The sequence below is a fragment of the Roseibium porphyridii genome (assembly GCF_026191725.2).
Classification (GTDB): domain Bacteria; phylum Pseudomonadota; class Alphaproteobacteria; order Rhizobiales; family Stappiaceae; genus Roseibium; species Roseibium porphyridii.
Map to the genome: position 1 here is coordinate 3,753,232 of NZ_CP120863.1, position 16,863 is coordinate 3,770,094.

Annotated in this window: 15 protein-coding genes; 6 read left to right on the plus strand and 9 right to left on the minus strand. The window is 53.5% G+C overall.

Annotated elements, in window-relative coordinates:
• Positions 1 to 167: 167 nt before the first annotated feature.
• Both cydC and cydD read right to left on the minus strand, forming a co-directional pair.
• The gene (cydC, locus tag K1718_RS17355) at positions 168 to 1,853 is read right to left on the minus strand and encodes a thiol reductant ABC exporter subunit CydC (RefSeq protein ID WP_265681406.1); all 1,686 of its coding nucleotides are present in this window, start codon (positions 1,851 to 1,853) and stop codon (positions 168 to 170) included.
• Positions 1,850 to 3,526 (minus strand): thiol reductant ABC exporter subunit CydD, encoded by a 1,677-nt coding sequence (gene cydD / locus K1718_RS17360; RefSeq protein WP_285806020.1) that lies wholly within the window; start codon positions 3,524 to 3,526, stop codon positions 1,850 to 1,852. Before cydD ends, cydC begins: the two co-directional genes overlap by 4 nt.
• Positions 3,527 to 3,868: 342 nt before the next feature.
• Between cydD and K1718_RS17365 the strand changes: the two genes are divergently transcribed.
• Positions 3,869 to 4,186 (plus strand): hypothetical protein, encoded by a 318-nt coding sequence (locus tag K1718_RS17365; protein ID WP_265681404.1) that lies wholly within the window; start codon positions 3,869 to 3,871, stop codon positions 4,184 to 4,186.
• Positions 4,187 to 4,258: 72 nt separating this feature from the next.
• Here K1718_RS17365 and K1718_RS17370 read toward each other — a convergent pair whose 3' ends face one another.
• Complete coding sequence (locus tag K1718_RS17370) at positions 4,259 to 5,758, minus strand: CoA-acylating methylmalonate-semialdehyde dehydrogenase (protein ID WP_152502155.1); 1,500 nt, start codon at positions 5,756 to 5,758, stop codon at positions 4,259 to 4,261.
• 328 nt (positions 5,759 to 6,086) lie between these two features.
• Between K1718_RS17370 and K1718_RS17375 the strand changes: the two genes are divergently transcribed.
• Positions 6,087 to 6,968 (plus strand): LysR family transcriptional regulator, encoded by an 882-nt coding sequence (locus tag K1718_RS17375; RefSeq protein ID WP_265681403.1) that lies wholly within the window; start codon positions 6,087 to 6,089, stop codon positions 6,966 to 6,968.
• Between the two features lie 26 nt (positions 6,969 to 6,994).
• On the opposite strand, the gene K1718_RS17380 is transcribed toward K1718_RS17375, so the two are convergent.
• Both K1718_RS17380 and K1718_RS17385 read right to left on the minus strand, forming a co-directional pair.
• Positions 6,995 to 7,603, minus strand: a complete 609-nt coding sequence (locus K1718_RS17380) for a thiamine phosphate synthase (protein ID WP_265681402.1) — start codon at positions 7,601 to 7,603, stop codon at positions 6,995 to 6,997.
• A gap of 106 nt (positions 7,604 to 7,709) precedes the next feature.
• A complete protein-coding gene (locus K1718_RS17385) occupies positions 7,710 to 8,234 on the minus strand; it encodes a P-loop NTPase family protein (protein ID WP_265681401.1) in 525 nt (174 codons plus the stop codon).
• Between the two features lie 147 nt (positions 8,235 to 8,381).
• Here K1718_RS17385 and K1718_RS17390 point away from each other — a divergent pair, with 147 nt between their 5' ends.
• Positions 8,382 to 9,317: a pirin family protein gene (locus K1718_RS17390; RefSeq protein ID WP_152502159.1), complete on the plus strand. Its 936-nt coding sequence runs from the start codon at positions 8,382 to 8,384 to the stop codon at positions 9,315 to 9,317.
• Here the strand turns inward: K1718_RS17390 and K1718_RS17395 are convergent.
• Positions 9,286 to 10,251: a DUF6030 family protein gene (locus K1718_RS17395; protein ID WP_265681400.1), complete on the minus strand. Its 966-nt coding sequence runs from the start codon at positions 10,249 to 10,251 to the stop codon at positions 9,286 to 9,288. The genes K1718_RS17390 and K1718_RS17395 overlap by 32 nt on opposite strands.
• Before the next feature lie 432 nt (positions 10,252 to 10,683).
• Here K1718_RS17395 and K1718_RS17400 point away from each other — a divergent pair, with 432 nt between their 5' ends.
• Positions 10,684 to 11,577: an ROK family protein gene (locus tag K1718_RS17400; protein ID WP_152502161.1), complete on the plus strand. Its 894-nt coding sequence runs from the start codon at positions 10,684 to 10,686 to the stop codon at positions 11,575 to 11,577.
• Here the strand turns inward: K1718_RS17400 and K1718_RS17405 are convergent.
• Together K1718_RS17405 and K1718_RS17410 are read right to left on the minus strand one after the other, a co-directional pair.
• The gene (locus K1718_RS17405; protein ID WP_265681399.1) at positions 11,529 to 12,473 is read right to left on the minus strand and encodes a methyltransferase domain-containing protein; all 945 of its coding nucleotides are present in this window, start codon (positions 12,471 to 12,473) and stop codon (positions 11,529 to 11,531) included. The genes K1718_RS17400 and K1718_RS17405 overlap by 49 nt on opposite strands.
• A 126-nt stretch (positions 12,474 to 12,599) precedes the next feature.
• Positions 12,600 to 13,589 (minus strand): DMT family transporter, encoded by a 990-nt coding sequence (locus K1718_RS17410; protein ID WP_265681398.1) that lies wholly within the window; start codon positions 13,587 to 13,589, stop codon positions 12,600 to 12,602.
• 230 nt (positions 13,590 to 13,819) lie between these two features.
• On the opposite strand from K1718_RS17410, the gene K1718_RS17415 reads away from it, so the two are divergent.
• Complete coding sequence (locus K1718_RS17415; RefSeq protein WP_265681397.1) at positions 13,820 to 14,395, plus strand: MarR family winged helix-turn-helix transcriptional regulator; 576 nt, start codon at positions 13,820 to 13,822, stop codon at positions 14,393 to 14,395.
• A 151-nt stretch (positions 14,396 to 14,546) separates the two neighbouring features.
• Positions 14,547 to 15,311 (plus strand): FKBP-type peptidyl-prolyl cis-trans isomerase, encoded by a 765-nt coding sequence (locus K1718_RS17420; RefSeq protein WP_265681396.1) that lies wholly within the window; start codon positions 14,547 to 14,549, stop codon positions 15,309 to 15,311.
• 98 nt (positions 15,312 to 15,409) lie between these two features.
• On the opposite strand, the gene K1718_RS17425 is transcribed toward K1718_RS17420, so the two are convergent.
• Positions 15,410 to 16,831 carry an 8-oxoguanine deaminase gene (locus K1718_RS17425; RefSeq protein WP_265681395.1) on the minus strand — a complete coding sequence of 474 codons (1,422 nt, stop codon included), beginning with the start codon at positions 16,829 to 16,831 and terminating at the stop codon, positions 15,410 to 15,412.
• Between the last annotated feature and the right edge of the window lie 32 nt (positions 16,832 to 16,863).

Genomic DNA, 16,863 nt, shown 5'->3' on the forward strand with positions numbered 1-16,863 from the left:
CGAATGAAATCGCGCCTGCCAATCCCGTCAAAGAACCGACTTGTCAAATGAGTCTTCACATGAAGCAATCGTGCCTCGGCGATCTTGCAAGGTCAATGCGACAGATCGTAAACAACAACCTGAAATAGCAGAAAAGCTGGAGGTAATCCTTTGAAATTTGGAAAGAATTATCGCATCGCGCCGCCTGAAGCGGCCTGAAGTGCACGCAAATCGATACTGCGGTCCGCCAGGTCAAGTTCGCATTTTTTGTGTGCAACAATCAGAACGGCTGCCGCTCCCCGGTGAGAATGGAACCGATCCAGCACCTCCTTGGACGTCCTTTCGTCCAATCCTTCTGTCATCTCGTCCAGAATGAACAAACCGGGGTGCGTCAGAAACGCCCTTGCCAATGCGAGCCTTCGCTGCTCACCGCCGGAAAGTCCCACACCTCCTTCGCCCAGAATTGTTTGAAGGCCTTCGGCATTTCGGGAAATACGGTCACCAAGCGCGGCCATTTCAAGAGCAGCCCAGAGCTCCCCGTCGCTGGCAAGCGGCGCTGCAATTCGTAAATTTGCAGCAACAGTGTCATTGAAAAGATAAGCACGCTGGGACAAGACCGTGACAGACCGGCGTAACGTTTCTTCAGAAAGACCGTTCAGCGCTTGGCCAGCCAGGGTTATCTGCCCTTGGTCCGGTGTCAGCAATCGTGATGCTAGGGCTGCGACAGTGCTTTTGCCGCAACCGCTTCGCCCTGAGAGCGCGACCACTTCTCCCGGACGTATTTCGAAGGACACGCCGTCAATGACGTTACCTGTAGCGCCCGGGTACCGAAAAGAGACCTTGTCGAAGGCAATTGCATCTGCACTGACATTGTGAGCCGTGTCGTTTCCCCGCACCTGGTCGACTGGCAGACTGCTATTTCCTGCCCTTAGTCGATCGACCGTTCTCCTGGCCGCCAAAGCAATTCGCGGCAGACCAGCAAGACCCGGGAGCATCATCGAAAAGATCTCCGGAAGCGCCATGACAACGAGGACCAATCCAACGGCTGCTGAAATTCCGAACTCAGCAGATGCCGCGCCAAAAATTGTAGCCATCAACACGGTCGCCAAGAAAAGCTGTCCTATCAGGGTTGAAACTGCCGTAAGCCAAGTTGAACGCACCTCCAACGCTTCATGCGCCTGTGCCTGGCGGTCGTCCGCGTTTGATACTCGGCGCGCTGCTTCGATCAAACCGCCATAAATTGCGAGATCCCGCCGCCCTGCAATCAAGTCCGTGGCACGCAGGCCAATCGCATCCGACGCCGCATCCTCTCGGCGCGCATTTTTGTTGTCCGCCTTTGCAAAGGAAACCCAGGCGAGAGCTGCCCAACTCAACAAAAAGACAGAACCGACCAGAAAGAGCTGAAAAGAAAGCGTCCACCAGATTAGTGCCAACAGCAGTGCCAGTATGGTGGCAACCAGCAATGGAACGACAAGACGCAGATAGACGGTATCCAGCGCAGCGATATCCAGAGTAAGCCTGTTAAGCACGAGGCCTGAACGTTGACCGCGTTCATTGCCAAGAGCGATTGCTGAAAAGACACGGTCTCGCAAACCGGTCAAAAATCGAAAGGTGGCATCGTGTGTCAGAACACGTTCGCCATATCTGCCGGCGGTTCTTATGATCGCAAGTGCGCGAATGATTGCGCTTGGTACAAAGATGTTGAGGAATGCGCCGGTTGTTCCTGCAATAGCTGCCGCAGTGATGAACCAACCCGAGACCCCGAGCAGGAGAGCTCCAGCAAGGGCCGGCAGGAGAGCGACCAAAATACCAATGCCGAAATGAAACCGGCTGTATCGGTATTGCTCTAGAATGATTTGCCACACTGTCTTCATGTCGCGGCCAACTCAGCTGGGCAACGCAACACTGCAACGTCAAGCTGCCTGCCCTGCAAGCCAAGGACAAGCGGGTCATGGGTTGCGATAAGGCTGGTGCGTCCATTGGAAAGAACTGTGAGGCCGTTGATGACATCGGTGGCGGTTTGCGGGTCAAGTCCTGCTGTCGGTTCGTCGGCCAAGAGCAAAACTGCTTCCTTTCGCATTGCTGCCCTTGCCAGCGCAACACGTCGAATTTCACCAACAGACAGGCCGAACCCATCCTCACCCAATTGTGTCGCCAAACCATGCGGCAATCGCTCGACCAACTCACCTGCTCCCGCCAGACGCAAAGCAGCATGGAGTTCTTGGTCGGTAACCTCATTCCCGTTTCGGATACCCTTGATCAAGTTGGCCTTCAACGATCCGTGGAACAGGCGGGGCGACTGGCTCAGCCACATCACATTTTCGCGCAAAGGCACCAAGACATCCGAAAGGCGCTGGTCCCCAATTCTGACCTCTCCCTCGGCGGGCTGATGAAAGCCCAGAATGCAATCAAGCAAGGTCGTTTTCCCGCTTCCGCTTTCACCTTTGAGAAAGAGCATCTCTCCAGAAAGGATCTCAAGGTTCAGATCCTTGAATATGGGATAGTCGGAATGGGTCACCGAAACCCCGACAAAGCGAATTCTTGGCGGCACTAAAAAGAACTTGTCAGGCCGCATTTCACTCGATGAGTTTACCTGAGAGCAATCAGCCGTTGCGCTTGTTTCATTGATAAGGTCAGTCAACTTTTGCTGGGCTGCCAAGCCAGCGGCCCGGTCATGGTAAGCGACGGCGAATGCCCTGAGCGGAGCAAAAAACTCCGGTGCCAACAACAACACAAAGAGGCCCTGTGCATAGCTTAGTGGAGCGCCCCATGTTCCTACCTGAAACTCGCCAAGCAAAGAGAACCCCACATAAACCGCGCAAAACGCAATCCCAAGCGCAGAAAAGAGCTCCAAAACTGTCGACGATAGAAAAGCGATTTTCAGGACGCGCATCGTGCCGACTCGGAATGTGTCCCCCGCCCTTCGAATGTCTTCCCGTGTTCGATCGACAGCACCGAAAAGCCGGAGCGTTTCCATACCCTTGATGCGGTCAAGCAAACTACCGCTCAGCCGGGTGAGTTCTTCTTGCCGCTCAGCACTTGCCGCCTTAGCGCGAGAGCCTATCAGTGCCATGAAGATTGGTATCATCGGTCCACTGACGACCAGTATCAATGCGGCCAACCAACTGAACCATAGCGTCACAAGAACAATAGCCAGAGGTACGAGTTTCAACCGCGTCTCTTGTGGCTTAAAATTCTGGTAGTAAGGTCCGAGTAAATCTACCTGTTCACCGATGTGAACTGCAAAGGCTCCCGAACTTGGGAACGGCAATGCCGGCGAGCGCGAGACTGCAACGTTTAACAATTCACTCCGTGTCCGGCTCTTGATGTGACGTGCAGCGAAACGGGACTTTTTTTGTGCCGCGACCTGAAGCAGAACACGAACAATTGCAATCAGGCCAACCAACAGAGCCATGAGCATGAGAAAGCCAACTGGAAGCTGAACGTCCAGAGGGTTGGAGACGTTGAGAGAAGACAATGCGGAAGCAAGCGCGCTCGCGATCAGGCCTGCCTGCGCAATCCAAAGTACATCTGACAAAACAAGCAAATGACCGGCTCTTTGCAGCACTTTGTCTTCTTGTGCTGTCGATTGTCCGATTCCCGGTTCCGTCCCTGCGCTAATTCCAGCCTCCCCATTCAAAGCCGCTTTTTAAAGGCCAGTAATTGACGGCCCGTTGTTTGGACTAACGCAATGCTCGCTCAAGACAACATTTGTCAGCCGATTTTGACCTCATAGGTAAAGGTACTTTAGGCGGAATACCACACGCTCTTTTTCCAACTCCGAAACTGGATTTTTTCCAGTCCTGAAACGTCCTGACGCAATGGTGTCAGGAGGCCTGTGTCATGTAGAGGCGTGTTGAATATTCCAATCAGACGACGGAGATCTGAAATGTCAGAACCTTGCCTCGAACTCGTTGTTTTCAAAATCAAAGATCCCGAAAAGGCACGTACAGCCAGACGCATGGCACAGGATGTTGTCAAGAAGTACGACGGTTTCATATCCTGGTCCGCCTACGAAGCTCATGATGAACAAAACCTCTTTGCAGATGTCGTCATGTGGCGCGATCTGGAGGCCGCCAAAGCGGCGGCGGAACAGGTTGTCAAAGAGCCCGGTTTCGCCGCCATCATGGCGGAAATGGATGGACTGGTGTCCATGGCCCACTTTCGTCTCGACCGTATGGTCGACGCTCTTTCTGAAGCGGCCTGACGCTTGATTTCTATAAAGAAAAACCACCCCCGAAACTCGGGGGTGGTCTGATTGTGACCCATGAAGCTACGCTTACTTCATGGTGGGAATGACAAACTCCGCACCATCTTTCAGACCGGAAGGCCAGCGAGAAGTGACGGTTTTCGTGCGGGTGTAGAACTTGAACCCGTCCGGACCATGCTGGTTCAGATCGCCAAACCCGGACTTTTTCCAGCCACCAAACGTGTGGTAGGCAAGCGGCACCGGAATCGGCACGTTGATACCAACCATGCCAATGTTGATGCGGGACGCGAAGTCGCGTGCGGTATCACCATCTCGAGTGAAGATCGCAGTACCATTTCCGTACTCATGGCTGAGTGGCAGGTCGAGCGCTTCTTCGTAAGATTCTGCACGGACAACTGACAAAACTGGCCCGAAGATTTCAGTCTTGTAGATGTCCATGTCCTTGGTGACATTATCGAACAGGCAGCCGCCCATGAAGAAACCGTCCTCATAGCCCTGCATGGAGAAGCCGCGTCCATCAACAACAAGGTTGGCACCTTCCTTAACGCCTTGGTCCACCAGACCCTTGACGCGTGTCAGTGCTTCCTTGGTGACAAGCGGGCCGAAATCAACGTCGTTGCCGGCGGTGTACGGCCCAATCTTGAGCGCTTCGACTTTCGGCGCCAGTTTTTCGATCAAAGCGTTGGCGGTGCTTTCCCCAACAGGAACAGCAACCGAAACCGCCATGCAACGCTCGCCCGCTGCGCCGTAGCCAGCACCGACCAGGGCGTCTGCCGCCTGATCGAGATCGGCGTCCGGCATGATGATCATATGGTTTTTCGCACCACCGAAGCACTGGGCACGTTTGCCCGCCGCGGTTGCCCGAGAATAGACGTATTGAGCGATAGGTGTGGACCCCACAAAGCCGACGGCCTGAATGGTTTCATCGTCCAAGATTGCGTCAACGGCAGACTTGTCACCGTTGACTACATTCAAAAGGCCCTCTGGCAGTCCGGCTTCAATCATCAGTTCAGCCAGCATGATCGGCACGGAAGGATCACGTTCAGAAGGCTTCAAAATGAAAGCGTTGCCGCATGCGAGCGCCGGGCAAAATTTCCACATCGGGATCATGGCGGGAAAGTTGAACGGCGTGATACCGGCAACAACACCCAGCGGCTGACGCATGGAGTACATGTCGATGCCCGGCCCTGCACCTTCGGTGAATTCACCCTTCAGAAGATGTGGCGCACCAATACAGAATTCTGCGACTTCGAGACCGCGAATGACATCGCCCTTGGCATCCGGCAAGGTCTTGCCATGCTCACGCGACAATGCTTCGGCGAGCTTGTCCATATCACGATTGAGCAGATCGACGAATTTCATCATGACACGCGCACGGCGCTGCGGGTTGGTCGCCGCCCATGCCGGCTGAGCCGCAGCTGCATTGGCGATTGCTGCGTCCATTTCCTCCTGGCTTGCGAGCGCTACCTGAGCCTGCACTTCGCCGGTCGCTGGATTAAAGACATCGGCATATCGGCCTGACGTTCCTTCGACCCGCTTGCCGCCGATAAAATGACCGATCTTTTCCATGTGCGTATCTCCCAAATTGACCTGACTGGTGCCGGTCGAATTTCAATTTTCCGGCGCTTAGTTTCTTTTGACTTTTATTTTTGCAACAAACAAGATCCAGTATAGCGTATCTGTTGTGCAAAAATTATAGTTACGCCAACAACCACTATTTCTCGAGCTCACGCCGGAGAGGATAGGCCTACTGAACAATGATTGTCATCACGAAGCTGGCGCTCCTCCCTAGGCACAGAAGCAGTCATTGGTGCAGCGTGGTAAGTCGGCACTTTGCTAGGCTTTGATAGGCTGATTTCACTGCCCGACCACAGAACTGGCAAGGACCAAACGATACATGAATTGGGACGACATCCGCATTTTCCTCAGCGTTGCGCGTACGGGTCAAATCCTGGCGGCAGCACGCCGGCTTGGTCTGAACCATGCAACGGTTGCACGCCGGCTGTCTGCGCTTGAAGAAAGTCTCAGTGTCCGTCTGTTCGATCGTTCAACGTCGGGCTGCGCACTGACAGATGCAGGCAGCCGCTTCTTTGAAAAAGCCGAACGAATGGAAGCCGAAGCCCTGTCCGCGCAGGCTGACATTGAAAACAACACGCCAGAGATCAACGGCACCGTCCGCATCGGAGCGCCGGACGGGTTCGGTGTTGCCTTTCTTGCTCCTCGACTGGGCAAACTCACAGAAAAACACCCCGGCCTGACCATTCAACTGGTTCCGGTACCGCGCTCCTTTTCGCTCTCAAGACGAGAAGCTGACATCGCCGTTACGATTGACCGGCCGGAAACAGGCCGCCTTGTCGCCAGCAAGCTGGTGGACTACGCACTTGGTCTTTATGCGTCGAAAGCTTACGCAGCAATCAACGAACTTCCCAACGCGCCAGCCGATTTGACCGCCCACGATTTGATCGGATATGTCGAGGACTTGCTCTACACACCGTCGCTGAACTACGGCTCGGAGTTTTCTGGCGATTGGACATCTCGTTTTGAAATTGCTTCGGCGCTCGGGCAAACCGAAGCTGTCAAGGCTGGAGCCGGCATTGGTATATTGCACGATTTTATCGCACGTGAGGATCCCAATCTGGTACCGGTATTGCCGGAGCTGAAACTTCGCCGAGCATACTGGATGGTTACGCATGAAAGCTCGCGCCCATTGCGCCATATCGCGGCTGTTCAAAGCTTTTTACGCGACCAAGTCGCGCACGATAAAAATATCTTCGGTTAGGTTCATCGCTGTATTCAAAGGCGGGTCTAGTTCCGCCAGCTCGCTGTTGCCGAAATCCAATCGCCTACACGGGTTTCCGGATCCTGGCTATTGGTAATATCGGAAATCACCGCGGCACTGTCGGCACCGTTTTCAAAGATGCCGGGCAGGCGCTCAAGCGAAATGCCTCCAATGGCAACCAACGGCAAGCCACCGATCTGCTGCTTCCAGCCGGAGATTTTTTCCAAACCCTGAGGAGCCCATTTCAGCTCTTTTGTGGTTGTTGAAAATACCGGACCTAGTGCGATGTAGTCCGGCTCCACAGCGAGAGCGGTGTCGAGCTCTGCGCCGTCATGCGTGGACACACCAAGGCGCAAACCCGCATTGCGAATGGCATTTATATCGGCAATCGCCAGATCTTCCTGTCCGAGATGCACGAAGTCACAGCCTGTTTCGATCGCGAGTTTCCAATGATCGTTGACGATCAATTGACATCCATATTCGGCACAAATCGCTTTGGACCAAGCGATTTGTGATCTCAATAGATCACCATCGGCGTCCTTGATCCTGAGCTGAACTAGTTTCACGCCCAGTGGCACCAAACGCGAGATCCAACTGGCACTGTCGACGATGAGATAGAACGGATCGAGTTTCATGAAAGCTGCCAAAGAGACTGAGACGATTTTCTCAATAGCGTCAGTGATATGGATTGAACAGACTTTTGTGTCGAGAAGCCTGTCAGGTTGTAGGCAGACAGCCAGCTCAGCTGGTTGTTTCTATCTTCTTCAAATACGCATTGATTTCGGCCAATGAGGTCAATCTGATGACTTTCAGGTGCGGCGGCGGCTGATTATAGACAGCTTCCAGTTTGGCACGAGCGGTCTTTCGGGTACGCCAGATATATTGCAGGAACTCCGCGGTTTGAGCGTTAAACTGCTCTGGGCAGCCCTCGGGCAGGTCTGGTCTGTTGCGACCGAAATAGACCGCAGAGCGTTTCAGAACCCTGAACATCCTTAGCCCAACGGGCACATCCAGCCAAATGAATGTATCTGCCCGCGCCACCCGTTCTGAATACGTACTGGAATGACCTCCTTCGAAGATCCAAGCGTCAGCTGCATGAACCTGATGAGACAGAATATCTTTTTCCTCTCGCGGACGCTCGACCCATCCTGGTTTCCAATGGATGTGATCCATGTGAAAGACAGGAAGTCCGGTCTTTTCACCCAATAGCCGGGCAAGAGTGCTTTTGCCCGAACCGGGACCGCCGACAATCATGACACGTTTCATGTGTGCACCTGCTGAGCTCGGGAGAGCTCGCGGTTATACACATTGTGCAGGAGATTGAAACCGCGAAACAGACTGTTCAATGGACACTTTTGCCATAGCAACCCTATCTAAGCCTCAGACACATTCACCAGATCTGAGGAGAGGAATATGAGCTGGTTGAACTGCCCTGACCCCGTTCCCGGCGACAGCGCAAGCTGCGATCCGATTGACACCATCATCGTTCCCCGGACATCGGATCTGGGCGGCTTTTCTGTTCGACGTGCACTGCCCTCCGCCAAGCGCCGCATGGTCGGCCCCTTCATCTTCTTCGATCAGATGGGGCCTGCGGAACTTCTCGTGGGGGGCGGCATTGACGTTCGCCCCCATCCGCATATCGGTTTGGCAACTGTCACTTATCTGTTCGAAGGTGAAATGTATCACCGCGACAGTCTGGGTACGGAAATTGCCATTTCGCCCGGCGCGTTGAACTGGATGAGTGCCGGCAAAGGTATTGTTCATTCAGAACGTGAGCGTCCTGAACGACTGCAGCAAAAGCGGCCTTTGTTTGGATTGCAAAGTTGGGTGGCCCTGCCAAAGGATTCAGAAGAAAGCGATCCCGACTTTCAGCACTTCGGCAGTACTGAACAGCCGGAGTTTGCTGACAAGGGAGCTTCTGTGAAACTGATTGCAGGAGAACTCTACGGCCACAAGGCACCGGTAAAGACGGCATCGGACATGTTTTACGCTGACATTTCGCTGGAGCCGGGTGCCAAAATACCGCTCGATGCAGGGTGGGAAGAACGTGGGCTCTATACAATCGCGGGGCAGATTTCCATCGCGGGACAAAGCTTCGATCCGGCGCAGCTCCTGGTTTTCAGGGCAGGTGACCATCTTGTCGTTGAAAACAACTCACATGCCCCTGCCCGATTTGTCGTTCTTGGCGGGGAGCCCATGGACGGACGACGCTACATCTGGTGGAACTTCGTATCGTCCTCCAAAGAGAGAATTGAACAGGCAAAAGAAGATTGGCGGCTTGGGCGTTTCGACACCGTGCCCGGCGATGCGGAAGAATTTATTCCGCTTCCGGATCGCCCAGGTCCCTGACACTCCAGCCGCTTTCCAGCGGTGGTGCCTGTTCAAAGCGATCGGCGGGCCGGATCAGATCCGGCTCCCCGAAATTCATGATTATGTTCAGGCGCTGATCTGCCAGGGGATCGCCTGTGAGGTTAGGGTCTTCCGGCGCGACGGAAAGCTGAACACCGCGATGGGTCGTCTCGATCTGACCGAAATTAGCAATCGCTTGCCTGAACGAGCTTGGTACGGTCCACCCGTAGCGGCGGGACAAAGCGTCAATCACCAACCAGACCGCGTCCAGACCAATCTGCTTCTGTTTTGGATCTTCGACCACGAGTTTGAGACGCAAATAGTCGATCTGCTCCTCAGATGGGCCTCGCAAAAGGAAAAATAGGGTCGTTGACCCGAAATCCACACTAGGCGTCGTCAAAGGAACGAGGTCGGACGCGCATTGCCAACGCTCCCGCTGAAACGGAGCTTTTTTCCAACCTGGATTTTCAAGGCCCAGCGCCTTCAATTCCGCGCAGAGTGCGTCGGGCTTGCCGAGAAAACTTCGTTTCAACTCCGCAGCCAGTTCCGGAGATCTGTTGAGCAACACAGACCTCATGTCCGGGTCAAAGGGTTGAAGTGGGTCACCGAACGCCAGCGCATGTTCATTCAATTCAATGACCTCACGATCGCTGGAACTCAAAAACAGCGCGCCGACCGCAAACCCGGCGGTCAATAGGGCCAACGTGCCCCAGATATAGTATGGCGTCACAAAGGGTCGACTTACTTGCCGTGATCGCCGTTTGGGTTTCTGGGGGGGCTTATCTTCTTCAAAGAGGTTGCCGGCCGGTTCAGCCCATCGCGGTCCCGTAGCAACGGGATGCCCACCTCGGCCGGATGAGTTCTTTGGCCGGACTTTTTCGCTGTTTGATCGGCCAATCAGAAGTTGCCTTATCTTGTTTCCAACGTCAGACATTCAATCCTGCACGTGTCGTCCACTACAAAACCGGCACAAAACCACGCTTTTATTCAACCAAAGTCTTGAAAACACAACTGGATCCCTGTCATTTAAGGTCCAACTTCACGATTTTGCATTCATGATCCGTCCATGAGTCCTGCAATCCAACCATCAGACCGATGCGACGAGACAATAATGCAATCCTTTCCAGGCGAAGAGCATGATCCACGTCATGAGACTATTGCAACAGACAAACGATTGGCACTGACGAATGTGACTTCGAATGATGCCAGTGCACACATCCATTCCGGTTTTTTGGTGACACAGTCCATTAAAGCAAACTGGAAACAGCAAATACGCTGCTCGAATTACAAAGCAGCGGCAACCAGACAAATAAAATGAAAACTGGCCAAACGGCTGACTTCAAACTATCGAAACGGACGGACTGACATGCGGCTTGGGATCGACTGGGGTGGCACCAAAATTGAAATTATCGCCCTTTCCAATGACGGCGAAGAAATTTTCCGCAAGCGGGTCGACACACCTCGCGATGACTACCAAGGGTGTCTTGACGCTGTAAAATTCCTGGTTGATGCCGCCGAGGGAGAAACGGGACAGACAGGCACTCTTGGTCTTGGCATACCTGGGTCGCTTTCTCCAAAGACGGGTCTTGTAAAGAATGCCAATTCCACATGGATGAATGGCATGCCGCTGGACAAGGACCTCGAACGGCATCTTGAACGAAAGGTCCGCATTCAAAACGACGCCAATTGCCTTGCCGTTTCAGAGGCGACCGATGGTGCAGGTGCAGGAGCACATGTTGTCCACGCCATCATCATCGGAACAGGATGCGGCTCTGGAATCGCCATAGATCGAACCGCCCATCGCGGCGCAAACGGTATTGGCGGTGAATGGGGTGGCATCACGGTTCCATGGTTGAAACCTGACGAGTTCCCGGGGCCGGACAGCTGGATCGGGCACAAGGGCGTTATCGATCGCTGGTGTTCCGGAACCGGATTCCAACTCGACTACAAGGAAAAAACCGGCAAGGGCCTAAAAGGTCACCAAATCATGGATTTGAAGCGTCAGGGAGACGAAACCGCACGCACTGTCTATACCGACTATGTCAGCCGCCTGGCGCGGAGCCTTGCTATGTCCGCCAATTTACTGGACCCGGATGTATTTGTTCTGGGAGGCGGCATGTCAAATATCAGCGAACTCTATGAAGATCTGCCGCCGGCAATGGCGCCTTACATCTTCTCCGACACTTTTGACACTCCAATCCGCAAAGCGGTTCATGGAGACAGTTCGGGTGTCCGGGGCGCTGCCTGGTTGTGGGGTTGAGGCCGCCAGAACCGTAGCAATTGCATGATCTTGGATTTTGTCGGCCTCAATTCCTTTTCGACGGCTTCCTGAACCTTCCTGGAACTGTCGTTGAAGTGTTTCTCGATGAGGTTCCGGTCAACCTTGCGACCAACTTTGAACAGGAAGCCATCATTGTTGTTGTGTTTGATGAGTTCACAGCCAAGGCCTGCCATCAAGCCTATAAAGGAATCGTGCGTGAAATAGTATTTATGCGCGATGTGGAAGTGCTGAAGCCATTGGCGCGCGCGCTGCCGGTCGATTATGGGCGTAGCAACATAAAGAAGGCCGTCGGGCTTACAGCAGTCCTGAATGATTGTCTTCATTTCCGCAAACGGGTCGATCATGTGTTCAATAACGTGTGAGACGACCACGAGGTCATATTTTATCGCATTGTCATACGGAAGAATGCCGTTGTCGTAGGCAAATTGGCTGTAGTTTCCCTCTACCTCATGCAGCGAAACCACCTTGCCTTCGGCAAGGAAGCCGGCAGTGCGCCCGCCGGCCCCCCCACCAAAATCGAGAACGCTATCGAACTCGGGCATCAGGTCCTTAAAAAAGGGCACGATGGTTCTGTCATTCTGGTCATTGAAAAGCTGCGCAGGCGTCTTGTCGCTGCGCTTCACGTCACCATAAACCTGGCCATAGTAGTAAGCCGCTGTCTCGCGCGTGAAGTAAGGGTTTGCACGCAATGTACCGCATCTGGTGCAAGCCACGATCGGCAAGAAGTTTCGATGCCTGGAAACCGTCGAGACCACAATGGATTCGCTGCTGCCACAAATACACTTCGTGAACTCGAACGTATGCTTTTCGATGTCGGGAAATTCGTTGAATTCTTCCCGGAACTTGTAGTTCGTATTGTTGATATCGAAAAGCATTTACCGAGGCTCTTTGATTGGTGAAAAGAGGGCCGCTGGTATCGGAGGATAGAAGCGCCTGTCAACCTAGATGGCGCTTCTATCCTGCTTTGACAATTGCGACCACAACATTGCAGTTGTGACTTGTCAGTGTCTGTTTCGGCCACGTGTGACAAGCACGATCCCTGCCCCGACAGCGGCCACGGCAGCCAGTTTTGCGGCATTCGGAATTTCTCCAAAAACGAGAAATCCAAGACCAAGCCCCACAACGGCTGCAACAGACCCGATCTGGCTGAGATAAACAGGCCCTGCGGTCTGCTGTAACCGGAAATAGAGCCCGTATTGAAGCGAAAAGATGGCGGCTTGCGCGGCAAGCAGCGCACCTGCGTTTTCGTTCCAGCTCCCCGGCGCAAAAGGAACGCCGAAAAAGAGGTTGAAAACCGCTAGTGCAACAAAACCGACTGCCATCATGCCGAGCGCGAGGTCGACTGGTTTGGCACCGGCTGGCCACTTCAGTGTTCTATAAATATTGCCGGTTGCCAGAAAGACCGGGATGGTCAGCGCAAACAGAGACCAAAAGGAGGCTTCGACGTTCAGATCCCTGCCAGATACGGCCAGGAGAACACCGCCAGCCAAACCAAAGAGAACACCCGTTGCCCGAAGCTTCTGGAAATGCTCAATCCGCAGAACCACGGCGAATGCGTATGTCAGCACCAGTGGAAAGGCAAAACTCAAGGACACGAAACCCGCACCTACCTTGGGCGCCGCCACCACTGCGATCATGTTCGGAATGATGAACAAAACTCCGCTCACAAGGAGATAGAACGCCAACTGAGCAAGCCCAGCGCTACTTCGCGCACGCTCTGGGCCAGACCTGGAGCCTGCAAACAATCTGGTCAATGCAAAAAGACCGATGGCGCCGCCAAGAATAGACCATTGCAGCAATGCCAAAGGATGCCATCCAAACTCAGGTGCCGCCTTGGCAATGATTGTCGAAACAGCAAGAAAGCTTCCGACGATCAAAAGCAGCACGAGTGGTTGCTCAGGGCTTTTGATCTGAAAGCGGCCTCGGGACCGTTCGTTTGTTTCGACATTTGGTCCGGCCGAGATCGGCTCCGAACTCAGCACCTTTGTCATTTGGATATCCCTTCTTGATCTTTCGCCGGCGGCAAGCCTGCTGCCTGACCAAGAAGTAGCAACATTTATCTTGATTTCAAGATACTTGTCTTCAAGATTCTTGGCTTTTGTTGACTTCCCTCTGATAACGCTGGAGAATTTCAATCCTACAAACCGGACAGTGTGCACCCGCCAGCCATTGTTCATTCGCGCGCAGATAACAAAATGGTCCGCCAAACAAGGTTCTTCCGATGACGTCTCAATCAGACACACCGTCAAAATCGAATTCTCACTTGTTTGGCGATCCTGCAGACCTGCTGGTTGACAGAGCCGAACGCGCCCAAAGACAATGGCAAAAGGAAATGCCTGAAGTCGCAGACCGCTTGTCTCCGATGGTACTGCTTGGCAGGCTCAGCGAATCTGCACAGCTCATGAGCCAAAACTATCTCGCGCCCGCCTATGCAGATATTGGCCTCAAAACCGGCGAGTTTGACGTTCTGGCAACCCTGGTGCGCTCTGGACCGCCTTATAAACTGACACCAACAGAACTCTACCGCACCACAATGATGAGCTCTGGTGGCATGACGGCTCGAATAGACAAGTTGGAAAAAGGTGGACTTGTTGAAAGGTGCCCTCACCCGGAAGATAGGCGAGCTCTTACGGTTTGCCTGACGGAAAAGGGCCTCAACTTGATCAAAGGCAAGATCCCCGACTATGTCGACATGCAACATCAAGCTGTAGACGGTCTATCCAAACAGGAACAGCAGCAACTATCGGGATTGCTGGAAAAGCTGATACGAACAGCCAACGAAAAGAAGGTGCCCTGACTTGCCATTCAGAGACGGAACCCGCCAGATCATAAAAGCAACCTGTCACTTGGATCCGCGTCCAAACTTGAATTCAAGAACCGTTGAATTGCAATTCAGGTTCTAATCACCGACTTTCATGATCTTCAATTCCCGGAAGAATGGAAACAAAATGGTAAAATGGCTCGCTGGTATTCTAACCTCAATGTTGCTGGTCTTCCCGGCAACGGCACAGGAAGAAATTCAGATCCGTGATATCGAAAAGGGAACCGGCGAAGAAGCCAATGTCGGAGAGACGGTGGTGGTGCATTACACCGGCTGGCTCATGGACGGAACAAAGTTCGATTCCAGTCTTGATAGAGGTACTCCTTTTTCCTTCACCCTCGGTGAAAGACGCGTGATCCCTGGATGGGAAAAGGGCGTTGAAGGTATGCAGGTCGGTGGCAAGCGGGAGCTGATCATTCCGCCTGAAATGGGTTATGGCGCTCAGGGGGCCGGCGGTGTCATTCCGCCAAATGCGACGTTGAAATTTGAAATTGAGCTGCTTGAAGTCAAAGCAAAGAAGTTCTCCGACCTCAACAATGAAGACCTGAAAGGCAAACTGGCCGCTGGCACCACGGTTATTGATATCCGCAGGCCTGACGAATGGCAGCAAACAGGCGTTATTCCCGGGAGTCATTTGCTGACGTTTTTCGATGCAAATGGCAACGTGAACCCAACTTTTGGAGCCGAACTTCAAAAACTGGTTGCAGGACCTTCGGAGGAAGTCGTTTTCATCTGCCGCACCGGTCGACGCAGCCAAGTGCTGTCGGAGTATTTAAGCGGTCAGGCAGGCTTTACGCAGGTCGCCAATGTCAAGGATGGGATCCTGAGCTGGATAGATCAAGGCGGTGAAATTACGCAAGCCTCCATGCCGGAAAATTGCTGGCTCTGCTGACAGTATTCTGGTCAGCCCAAGCCTCTTTTCGCCCCCCATTCAGATAGAACCGCCACAGAACGCTGTAGAGCGACCACCATCGTCTGAACGCTGCCTCATCAGAGATCAGATGCCAGTTCCAGGCTCAAGCGATTGTGTTGATTGATGACGGGCGCCATATCCATCGTCACCACAGCGCCGTCCTCCACCACTGTTCTGCCATTGATCACTGTTGTTCTGGCAGACTGGGGAGCACAGAAGACGACCGCTGCCACCGGGTCATGTAGAGCACCAGCAAACTGTATGGAATTCAGGTCCAGAGTGAAGAAATCCGCGCATTTGCCAACCTGCAGCGAACCGATTTCGTCCCGCCCCAGAACGGAAGCGCCACCGATGGTCGCAAGTTCAAGTGCTTCACGCGCAGTCATCCACTCATTGGCACGCAGTGGATGAGCAACCGGCAACAGGGTGTGTTTGCGTGGACCTTCCGGCGGCATAAGGCCCAGTTGCAGTCGTGCCAGAAGCATGGCCTGCCGAACTTCCATCAGCATATTGGATCCATCGTTGCTTGCGGATCCGTCGACACCAAGTCCAACCCGAACCCCGGCGGCCATGTACTTCTTGATGGGTGCTATTCCGGAAGCAAGGCGCATATTGGAACAAGGGCAATGAGCGGCGCCACAGCCCGTTGCTGCGAATAGCCGGATTTCATCGTCGTCAACATGAATGGCATGCGCGAACCAGACATCTGGTCCTGTCCAATCAAGTCCTTCCATCCATTCAACGGGGCGTTTGCCGAAGCGTTCGAGTGTGTAACGCTCCTCATCCAGTGTTTCACAAAGGTGGGTGTGCAACATCACGCCTTTGTCTCTGGCGAGGCTGGCACTTTCGCGCAAAAGATTTTCAGATACGGAAAACGGTGAACATGGTGCCACAACAATGCGTGTCATCGCACCATGCGACGCATCATGGTACCTGTCGATTACCCGAACCGTGTCGGTAAGGATGTCGTCTTCATTTTCAACACACTCATCTGGCGGGAGCCCGCCCTGGCTTTCACCCAGCGACATGGACCCTCGGCTTGCATGGAAGCGCACGCCAAGATCTTTCGCTGCTTCAATCTGGTAATCGACCTTGTTGCCGCTTTGGAAAAGATAGGTGTGGTCGAATACTGTCGTACACCCCGACAATGCCAACTCCGCCAGACCGACCAGCGTACTGGCTCTTGACGCCTCCGGATTTGTTTTTGCCCAAATCCGGTAATGTGCCTGAAGCCAGGGAAACAGATTGTTGTTTTGAGCCGCCGGTAGATTGCGTGTCAGCGTCTGATTCAAGTGGTGATGTGTATTCACAAACCCGGGCAGAACAATCTGACCTGTCGCATCAATAACCTTTTCCGCTGTTTCCGGAAGGTTTTCGGTCGGGCCGACTGCTTTCAGGATGCCATTTTCAGCATATAAGCCGCCGCCTCTAATTTCACGGCGCTCGCCATCCATGGTCACGAGCATGTCGGCGTTTTTCAAAAGCAGTGTTCGGACCATTGGGATTGACCGGCTCGAATCGTTGTTGTCGT